The 8,450-nt window shown below is 66.1% G+C and carries 14 protein-coding genes; 13 read left to right on the forward strand and 1 reads right to left on the reverse strand.

All coding sequences use genetic code 11. The features are described 5' to 3' along the window. The 5 genes from B4F19_RS07220 to B4F19_RS07240 all read left to right on the forward strand — a co-directional run. Nucleotides 1–780, forward strand: a 780-nt coding sequence (locus B4F19_RS07220) for a tyrosine-type recombinase/integrase (protein ID WP_292733695.1), incomplete at its 5' end; no start/stop codon positions are given. 101 nt (nucleotides 781–881) lie between these two features. Then, a complete protein-coding gene (locus B4F19_RS07225) occupies nucleotides 882–1,187 on the forward strand; it encodes a hypothetical protein (protein ID WP_228176905.1) in 306 nt (101 codons plus the stop codon). A gap of 178 nt (nucleotides 1,188–1,365) precedes the next feature. Next, nucleotides 1,366–1,569 carry a hypothetical protein gene (locus tag B4F19_RS07230; protein ID WP_228176906.1) on the forward strand — a complete coding sequence of 68 codons (204 nt, stop codon included), beginning with the start codon at nucleotides 1,366–1,368 and terminating at the stop codon, nucleotides 1,567–1,569. Continuing rightward, nucleotides 1,562–2,317 carry a Fic/DOC family protein gene (locus tag B4F19_RS07235; protein ID WP_228176907.1) on the forward strand — a complete coding sequence of 252 codons (756 nt, stop codon included), beginning with the start codon at nucleotides 1,562–1,564 and terminating at the stop codon, nucleotides 2,315–2,317. Before B4F19_RS07230 ends, B4F19_RS07235 begins: the two co-directional genes overlap by 8 nt. Then, entirely contained in the window at nucleotides 2,314–2,946 is a 633-nt protein-coding gene (locus B4F19_RS07240) for a recombinase family protein (RefSeq protein WP_228176908.1), read from the forward strand. The genes B4F19_RS07235 and B4F19_RS07240 overlap by 4 nt, the downstream gene beginning before the upstream one ends. A 414-nt stretch (nucleotides 2,947–3,360) precedes the next feature. On the opposite strand, the gene B4F19_RS07245 is transcribed toward B4F19_RS07240, so the two are convergent. Next, a complete protein-coding gene (locus tag B4F19_RS07245) occupies nucleotides 3,361–3,645 on the reverse strand; it encodes a hypothetical protein (protein WP_228176909.1) in 285 nt (94 codons plus the stop codon). A gap of 15 nt (nucleotides 3,646–3,660) precedes the next feature. On the opposite strand from B4F19_RS07245, the gene B4F19_RS07250 reads away from it, so the two are divergent. The 8 genes from B4F19_RS07250 to B4F19_RS07285 all read left to right on the forward strand — a co-directional run. After that, nucleotides 3,661–3,927 (forward strand): hypothetical protein, encoded by a 267-nt coding sequence (locus B4F19_RS07250; RefSeq protein WP_228176910.1) that lies wholly within the window; start codon nucleotides 3,661–3,663, stop codon nucleotides 3,925–3,927. Between the two features lie 133 nt (nucleotides 3,928–4,060). Then, nucleotides 4,061–4,513, forward strand: coding sequence for a hypothetical protein (locus B4F19_RS07255; protein ID WP_228176911.1), 453 nt, complete (start codon nucleotides 4,061–4,063; stop codon nucleotides 4,511–4,513). A gap of 86 nt (nucleotides 4,514–4,599) precedes the next feature. After that, complete coding sequence (locus B4F19_RS07260; protein ID WP_228176912.1) at nucleotides 4,600–5,262, forward strand: DsbA family protein; 663 nt, start codon at nucleotides 4,600–4,602, stop codon at nucleotides 5,260–5,262. Nucleotides 5,263–5,288: 26 nt separating this feature from the next. Next, nucleotides 5,289–6,281, forward strand: coding sequence for a flavin-containing monooxygenase (locus tag B4F19_RS07265; RefSeq protein ID WP_292726795.1), 993 nt, complete (start codon nucleotides 5,289–5,291; stop codon nucleotides 6,279–6,281). Between the two features lie 13 nt (nucleotides 6,282–6,294). After that, nucleotides 6,295–7,014, forward strand: coding sequence for a copper resistance CopC family protein (locus B4F19_RS07270; RefSeq protein ID WP_228176914.1), 720 nt, complete (start codon nucleotides 6,295–6,297; stop codon nucleotides 7,012–7,014). After that, nucleotides 7,004–7,552, forward strand: a complete 549-nt coding sequence (gene lspA, locus B4F19_RS07275; RefSeq protein WP_228176915.1) for a signal peptidase II — start codon at nucleotides 7,004–7,006, stop codon at nucleotides 7,550–7,552. The genes B4F19_RS07270 and lspA overlap by 11 nt, the downstream gene beginning before the upstream one ends. After that, nucleotides 7,549–7,884: a DUF6804 family protein gene (locus B4F19_RS07280; protein ID WP_260024105.1), complete on the forward strand. Its 336-nt coding sequence runs from the start codon at nucleotides 7,549–7,551 to the stop codon at nucleotides 7,882–7,884. Before lspA ends, B4F19_RS07280 begins: the two co-directional genes overlap by 4 nt. Next, a partial coding sequence (locus B4F19_RS07285; RefSeq protein WP_292733705.1) for a TlpA family protein disulfide reductase occupies nucleotides 7,881–8,450 on the forward strand: 570 nt, incomplete at its 3' end. The genes B4F19_RS07280 and B4F19_RS07285, both read left to right, overlap by 4 nt.

The following is an 8,450-nucleotide window of genomic DNA, read 5'->3' on the forward strand; positions in this document are numbered from 1 at the left end:
CAAGCTCATCGGTGGATCGAGGCTAAGCGAACGCGGCGCGGTACGGGCGCTGCCGCCGTCGCTGCGGCGTACGCGGTGCTGCGGACGGTTCTCGCGACGGCGGAGCGGGAGGAGTTGATTCCTCGCAATCCGTGTCGGATTCGTGGGGCTGCCACAGTGAAGTCCGCGGAGCGCAAACCCGCGACCCCTGAGCAGGTGCGTAGTCTCGCGGATGCGATGCCGGAACGCTACGCCGCAGCGGTGATCGTTGCCGCCTGGTCTGGCTTGCGTTCGGGTGAGCTCAGGGCGCTGGCTCGTCGCCATGTAGACCTGGACGCGGGCACGATCCGAGTGGAGCGAGCCATCCTGGAGCTGTCGGGGCAGAAGCCCACTTTCGGGCGGACCAAGACGGAGGGATCACGACGTGTGGTCGCGCTGCCCGAGTTCGTCATGGAGCAGTTGAGACGTCACATGGAGGCGTACGTCGGGTCATCCGAGGGCTCGCTGTTGTTCTGCACGGAAGACGGCGGCATCCTTACGCGCACGTGGCTGGGCCAGATGTTCCGGCGAGCGCAGAAGCGGGCAGGACTCGAGTCGCTCGGGCTGGCATGGCACGACTTGCGGCACACAGGGGCGTCCCTCGCGTACGCGGTGGGGTCGTCGGTGGTTGATGTTCAGCGGCGACTGGGGCATACGACAATGACCGCCGCGAACCGATACGCGCACGCTTACGCATCGTCGGACGCTGCGGTCGCGGCCCGCCTGCACGCCGCTTTCGGCCGCCAGGAGGAGGCGGCCTGATCGTCGCCCTATCGCGACCTCTGAAGATGTGTCGCCAACCTCCGTGATATGCCGTCGCGTGCCCCTAGACTCCGCGGCACATTAGTACGAAGGAGGGCAAGATGCCCCAGAATTCCGCGCGTGAAGACATCGGCCGGTCTCGACCGGCCGATGTCTTCACGCTCCCGCCCCTCACGCTGGTAGGTCTGACGATCACGGATGTCGAGGACCTCGACTGGGCCTCGTGTCAGAGTGTCGGCAAGGCCGCATGGTTCCTCGGGCAGGCCAACACTGTGCCCTGTCTGCGACACCGTGCGATCACAGAACGCCGCCACAAAGCGTCAAACTCCACACGCATGGGAACGATGCATCTGGCGGCGGAGAAAGCGGGTGCCCAGAAGCCGCTGGCAAAAATTTCACCGAGCTAAGAGGACGCCCGCCGAAAACGATCGATTCTGAGCAGTCCGAGCGACGCACGGTGCACGCCGCGAAATGTCGGGGAAGCTTCGATGCTCAAAACTCTTGTCAAAACCCCATTCTGTGCAAAACCTTCCCTATAGGTTTTTGAGCAAGTCGGGTAGACTAGAAGCAACGAGGGAGGCCACCATGAGCGTCAAGATCGCCAGCACCATTTCCGCACCCGAGCGTGAGCTGCGCGAGCGCGTCGTGGCCGACGCCGCCCACAGCTCAGCGATGGAAGGCCTCACCGCCGGCGCCGAGTACCGCGCCGACGCGGCCGCCTACGCAGCGGGGGAGTTCGACGTCGACGAGTTGGGACGCCGCACACGGGCCCGCTGGGGCCTTGCCTGATTTCGTCGACCCGTACCTCGAGCCCGCATCGGGCATCCTCCGCAACCGGCTCGGCCTGACCGACCGCGCCACGCTGGATCGTGCCGAAGCGGAACTGACCGAGTGGCGACGGGCCGAGATGATTACCCGCCCGGTGCAAGTCACCGGAGATCTCCGCCAGCTCCAGGCAATCCATCGGCAGCTCTTTCAGGACGTCTACGACTGGGCCGGCCAGTTGCGCACCGTCGACATACGCAAGGGCACCGACCCGGGCGCGGAGTTCTTCATGCCGGTGTCCCGGCTGGAGTCCGGCGCCGGGTTCGCGTTCGCGGAACTCGCGGACGAGCACCAGCTGCACGGCCTGGACCGTGACCGATTCGTGGATCGTCTGGCGCACCACTACGACCAGGTGAACTACCTGCACCCGTTCCGCGAGGGCAACGGGCGCACACAACGGATCTTCTGGACGCAGATCGCCGCCGGCGCCGGATTCGACCTCGACTGGAGCCGTGTCACCGGGGCCGAAAACGACCAGGCGTCACGTGCCGCGATGGAACGACAGGACTTCACCGAACTGCGCGGAATCTTCGACCGCATCGTGCAACCAGCCGCGGGTGGCCGGCTCACCCCGGAACGGATGGAGCAGCTGCGCGCGTTCGCCAACCTGAACAGCGTCGCGCCGGGACGCTCGGCACGGTCGACGTCGACAGGCCGCTCGCGTCGGCCGACGATGCTTGGCCGTGAAGCGGAGCAGGGGAGGGCCTTATGACCGTCGTCGGATACGCCCGAGTGTCCAAGCGTGAGCAGAACCCGAACGCCCAGAAGGCCGAGCTGCACGCGGCAGGAGCGGAGCGTGTGTTCGTCGACCACGGCGACTCCAGCCGGGTCAAGGACCGGCCGCAATGGCTCGCGTGCATGGACTACCTCCGCGCCGGCGACGTGCTGTTGGTGCGTCGCCTCGATCGGCTTGGCGGGACCGAGCGCATCCTGATCGAGACGTTGCACGAGCTGGAGGACAAGGACGTCGATATCAAGAGCCTCACTGAACCGGTGATCGACACCACGACCCCGATGGGCCGAGCCCTGTTCGGCATCGTCGCAGTATTCGCACAGCTGCGCGTGGACACGATTCGGGAGAACACTCGGCTGGGTTTGGAGTACGCACGCGCCCAGGGTCGCGTCGGTGGGAGGCCAACGGTGATGAGCGCTGAGCGGGTCGAGGTCGCTCGGCAGATGCGCGCTCAGAACCCCCCGGCGACGTGGGAAACGATCGCTAAGACCCTCCACGTCAGCTCCGCGTCCGTGCGCCGCGCTATGGCTCAGCCAGAAATGACAGCTGGTGAGCGCCAGCATGGCGCGGCTACGCTCCAGGCATCTGCTCCCTACGACCAGCAATAGACTTACTCGCGTCCAGCCGTGCCAGGGCGCGTTAGCGAACGCTGTCGTTGCGCAGCCGCACGGCGATCCACAGGCCACATCGGCGACACAGGTAGGCCGCTCCGTCGCGCAACTCATGCAGTTTGAACCGCGGCATCGTTCTGCCACAGCATGAGCACTGGGTGGCCGCGTCAACGTTCATTCGAGCTCATCGCGTCAATATCTCCTCGGTAATCGGTAGCCGGCAGTCCAAGCCCAGCCAGCCGATGCCGCGTATACGCCAGGCCGATTCAACCTCGGTTCCCTGTGGCGAACGTAATCCTGGCCAGTCAGAAGGACCGGGCGAGCCTCGAAACGGACCTGAATTGCGTCCTCAGCAGAGACCAACCATGGAAGGCTATCTCGCCCAGTCACAGCGAGCGATTTCGCGGTCTATTACAGCAGGGATCCGAGGTCCGAGCCAAGGGAGGGATAAGTGGCAGTAACGGATTTGAGTTGGCGGGTGGTGAGGCCGAGTTTGATGGCGAGGCCGAAGGTATTGATGAGTTCGGAGTAGCCGGGGCCTAGGAGGTGTGCGCCGAGGATCTGGTCCGATGCGGTGTCAATGATGATCTTCGCTGCGGCGGTGGTTTCGGCTACCCGGTAGGTGGAGTACCAGTCGCTGAAGCCGCATGCGCTACAGCCCCGGCCGGGGGCGTGCGCGCGCAACAATAGAGCCACCGACAGGAGAGAGTCGTGAAGATCCCCGAGCCCTTACGGCTGTGGTGGCACGATGGCGCCGGCGTGCGCGTGCTCCGCTACAGCAGCCGCCAATGGGCCGTCCTGGCGCTTGTGAGCCTCATCTGCACCCTCGCCAGCCTCATCCCCGTTGACAGCCCCTTGAGTCGTTCCATGCTCGCGGTCGTGCCCTATCTGCTCGTGCCCGCCGGCCTAGCCGCCACGACTTTCGCGATCGTCGCCGCGGTGCTCACGCACCGGTTCCGGCGGGCTAGCCGAAGGTGACCCTTACAGCTGTAGACCGGGGCCCGCAGTAGCTCGGGCCGAAGAGGACCGGGAAGGGACTCGGACGCCCGCTCGCCAGCAGAGATGTGGCGGCATTTGAGTGCTCTTTGGTGTGCGCTGTAGGCTGTGGGGGATGGTCTCTTCGGCCCGGATTCCGCGCTCCGCGACGCTGAACGAGCAGTGGTTGATAATGAGACTCATTACCAGCGTCGGTCTGACGTTGCTACTGATGCTCGGTCTGGCAGCAACGGCGCATTCGGAATCGAGCGAGGCGGCGTCTATTCCGCTCATGGTATCCGGGCTGATGGACCCGCACGTGGCACCGGTGGCCGACGCCCCCGCAGAGCACGAGGAAGCCGCCAGCGGCGCATGGTCCGAATCGAACGCGCTGGCCGGTGCGGCGTTGTGTGTGTTCGGTGTTCTGTGTGGCCTGACGTTCATGGTGGCCTTGCGAACGCTGTGGCGTCGACGGATATCGCCCGTTCTCAGTGAGGTGTCGCGGGTGCCTTCGCTGCTTGCTGTGCCGGCCCTGCGCGCGCATCCGGTGGTGTTGTCGTTGACGCAGTTGGGTCTTTCTCGAACCTGAACTCTGGCACGCCGCCCCGCGGGGTGGTGCTTCCCGGGCTGCGTGCCCGGGATCTTCCCTGTGCCGTGTCTTGGTTTGGAGTACCCGTGAAAACCCCTCTAAAGGTGACCCTCGTCACCGCTGCCGTCGTAGCCGTGCTGGTTGTGGCCGCGCTGATCTACGTCCTTATCGACCGCAGTCAAACCCCTGCCTCTGGGGAAGGATCCTCGCCGCCGCAGGTGTTGCGAGAAAGTTCGCATGTTCTCGATGACGGAGGCGAGGGTGCCGTCACCGTGGTGGAGTTCTTGGACTTCGAGTGTGAGGCGTGTGGCGCCTTCTACCCCATCGTGGAGGATCTGCGGCAGCAGTTCGCGGGGGAGATCACCTACGTCGTCCGGTACTTCCCGCTCCCAGGTCACTTCAACTCGAAGAACGCGGCCCTGGCCGCCGAGGCAGCGGCGCAGCAGGACCGGTTCGAGGACATGTACCACCGGTTGTTCGAGACCCAGGCGGAGTGGGGCGAGGCGCAGGAGTCGCGCGCTGACCTGTTCCGCGGCTTCGCGGAAGAGCTCGGGCTGGACATGGCCGCCTACGATGCCGCTGTGGCTGACCCGTCGACGGCAGAGCGGGTGGAGTCGGACTTCCAGGAGGGGCGTGCTCTCGGGGTGAGCAGCACTCCGACGTTCTTTGTGGACGGTGAGATCGCCGAGCTGCAGGAATGGGATGACCTCGAGAACGCCATTCAGGCCGCGGTGAACGGTGGCCGGTGATGCGGGCGCGATTGTCGCATCGACGGGTGATCATCGTCGGAGCCGGGCAGGCCGGACTCGCAGTCGCCGCCGCGTTGATCTCGGAGGGTCTGCGACCACAGCACGAGTTCGTGGTGATGGACGCGGCCGCGGCGGGGCAGCGCTCCTGGACGTCGCGGTGGCATTCGATGGAGCTGCTCAGCGACGCCCGGCACAGCGCACTGCCTCCACGCCAACTGCTGGGTGATCAACGCCGGCAGCCTCGAGCGGACGAGATGGCCGACTACCTCACCTTCGTGGAAGCCGGCCTGGGTGTGGAGACCGTTTGGAATGTCCGGGCTACCGGGGTGGAGCATCGGGGCAACGGCTCGACGCTGTTGCTGTCGACGACAGTGGGGGAGGTGCAAACCCGCAACGTGGTCTGCGCGACAGGTGCGCACACTCACCCGCGGGTCCCGGACTGGGCGGACGGGCTGATGGCGCCGGGGGTAGTGATCCATAGCAGCGAGTACTTGTATCCGAAGCAGATTCCCACCGGCGACGTGCTGATCGTCGTCGGCGGGAACAGCGGCGTGCAGCTGGCCCGCGAACTGTCTGCCTCGCACACCGTCACTCTGTCCACCCGCACTCCGCGCCAGCCTCGGCCCGCGATGAGCTACCCCGCCATGGCAGGCGAAAGCGTGCCGCTGTTCTCACGGACGCGGCGACCCGAGCCCATCTTCGGCGACAGCTACGAGCATCTGCGCCGCCGGGGCGTCACAATCGCCCCCGCAGTCGAGGCCGCGAACGGCGCCGTGGTGACCTTCGCCGATGGCACACAGGCGTCTCCCCGATCGGTGATCCTCGCCACAGGTTACGACCCCGGTGACCGTTGGCTGCCGCAACCCAACGGCTCTGCGCGGCCTCGGCGCACCATGACCGGTCTTCCCGGATTGTTCGTGGCGGGGATGCCGCGCTACGGCGGCCGTGGCTCCGACACCGTCGCCGGCGTATGGAAAGACGCGACGACGATCGCCCAGCACATCATCAACCGGCCCTGAAAGAACCATCCCGATGACCACAGAACCCGCCACCTTTCGTGCATCCTCACGCACGCTGCGCATGTCCGGCACTCTTCGGGGGCTCCGGTTGTTCTCCGCTGTAACGGGGGTGCTGATCGCTGTCGGTCTGCTGTTCGCTGCCGCACCGCCCGCGGCGGCGCATGACCAGATCGTCTCGTCCTCCCCAGAGGCCGGGGGCACCGTCAGCGAGGTCCCGGAGCAGATCTCATTGACGTTCAGCGGCGAGATCCTCACCGATTTCAGCGCGGTGATCGTCGAGGTGATCGCCCCGGACGGGCAGAACATCGCCTCCGGGGAACCAATCATCGACGGAACAACCGTCACCCAACCTGTCCAGCCGGGCCAGGCCGGCCTATTCACAGTGCGATGGCGAGTCGTCTCCAGCGACGGCCACCCCATCAGCAGCGAGCACCAGTACACGGTCGAGACCCTCACGGTTCCCACCAGCGCCCCCGCCCCCGAAGCTACCGAGGGACAGACACCCGACTCTTCTCCCACGGCCACTCCCGCCGGAGATGTGCATAACGGCCCCTCTGGTGGAGGGGAGGTCTTCCCCCTGCTCGCCGTTGTGGGCGGCGCGGTCGTGCTCGGGGGTGCCCTGATTGTCGTGCTCATGGTGGCCCGAGAGCGCCGACGCCGCGACCGGGAAGTCGCCGCCGAGTCCGGCAAGAACACCGCCACAGGGAAGGATGAGCCTGCCGATGAGTCGTGAGCAGTCCCAACGATTCGCGATCGCCTGTCTGGCCGCTGGTGTGGTCGTTCTCGTCGACCAGGCAACGAAAGCGGCCGCGCTAGGCGGAATGAGTCAGACCGAGCGCATCCCGCTGCTGGGCGACCTGCTCGGTCTGCAGCTTGCGTTCAACCCGGGAGCGATCCTCTCGCTCGGCGCTGATTTCACGGGGCTGCTCACCCTTCTCGGGGTCGGCGCGGTGGTGGTGTTGGTCGTCGCCGCGGCTCGGGCGAGGACGGAAACCTGGGCGGTGGGGATCGGACTGATCCTAGGCGGCGCGATCGGTAACGTTATCGATCGACTGTTCTCTCCGCCAGGGTTCGGGGTCGGACACGTCACCGACTTCCTCGCCTACGGGAACCTGTTCATCGGCAACCTCGCCGACGTCGCTCTCGGCGCCGGTGCCCTCGTCCTCGGCCTGAACATGTGGATCCGGCATCGCCGTGCCCGCGCGAAAGCAGCAGAGCAGGTCACCGCTCACTTGGGATCGGCGGCGGGGGCGGCGGTGACTGGACCATGATGGCGAAGCAGCGCACCCCGTCCGTGTATCAGCGCAACGCGTTCGCGCCTGGGCTGATCGCCGCCGCGGTGTTGTTCCTCGCTCCGGCGCTGATGGGCGGGGACTGGTTCACGCTGGTGTTGTTCGTTGCGGCAATTTTCGCCGTGATCGTGGGCTGGTTTGCGATCCAGGCGCGGCAATGGTGGTGGCTGCCGATATTCGCGGTGATCGCGGTGATCTGGAGCCCGGTGTTCCCGTTCCCGTTTGCCGGCCCGGTGTGGACGGCCGCGCAGCCACTCGCGGCGGTCGTGTTCCTGGTCGCCGGTGCCCTGATCAAGGTCAAGCGGCCATGAATCCCCGTGCTGTCATCGCCGCCTCGGTACTGCTGGCCGTCGGTTTGCTCGCCGGGTGCACGTCCAGCGACTCGCTCGCGCAGCAATACAGGGACGGGAACGAGAAGGGTTTCATCGCCGGCGACTTTCAGGTCGTCGAGATCCCAGCGGGGGACCGCGGCGAGCCGGTGGTGTTCGAGGGGGTCACCGAGACGGGGGAGCGTGTGTCCAGCGACGACTACCGAGGCGCGGTGCTGGTGGTGAACTTCTGGTACGCGGCGTGTGGGCCGTGCATCGTCGAAGCGCCCATGCTCGAGGAGGTCTGGCAGGACTACCAGGATCGGGGTGTCGCGTTCCTTGGAGTGAACACCTACGACCAGCCCGCCACGGCGCTGTCCTTCGCTCAGGACAACAACGTCACCTACCCGAGCGTGATAGACGTGAACGACGGACGGGTGAAGCTCGCGTTCGCGCAGGCAACCCCGATCCAGGCCACCCCGACTACCCTCGTGATCGACCAGGAGGGGCGGGTCGCGGCGCGGATCATCGGGCAGTTGGCCGGTGCGTCGATCCTGTCCACCCTGGTC

Source organism: Microbacterium sp. UBA1097 (assembly GCF_002313585.1).
In the GTDB taxonomy this organism is placed as follows: Bacteria; Actinomycetota; Actinomycetes; order Actinomycetales; family Microbacteriaceae; genus Microbacterium.

What these genes read in the sequence shown, in the direction of transcription:
- B4F19_RS07225 (WP_228176905.1), top strand. Translation starts at nt 882, where the DNA reads ATGCCCCAGAATTCCGCGCGTGAAGACATCGGCCGGTCTCGACCGGCC.
- B4F19_RS07230 (WP_228176906.1), top strand. Translation starts at nt 1,366, where the DNA reads ATGAGCGTCAAGATCGCCAGCACCATTTCCGCACCCGAGCGTGAGCTG.
- B4F19_RS07240 (WP_228176908.1), top strand. Translation starts at nt 2,314, where the DNA reads ATGACCGTCGTCGGATACGCCCGAGTGTCCAAGCGTGAGCAGAACCCG.
- B4F19_RS07255 (WP_228176911.1), top strand. Translation starts at nt 4,061, where the DNA reads ATGGTCTCTTCGGCCCGGATTCCGCGCTCCGCGACGCTGAACGAGCAG.
- B4F19_RS07270 (WP_228176914.1), top strand. Translation starts at nt 6,295, where the DNA reads ATGACCACAGAACCCGCCACCTTTCGTGCATCCTCACGCACGCTGCGC.
- lspA (WP_228176915.1), top strand. Translation starts at nt 7,004, where the DNA reads ATGAGTCGTGAGCAGTCCCAACGATTCGCGATCGCCTGTCTGGCCGCT.
- B4F19_RS07280 (WP_260024105.1), top strand. Translation starts at nt 7,549, where the DNA reads ATGATGGCGAAGCAGCGCACCCCGTCCGTGTATCAGCGCAACGCGTTC.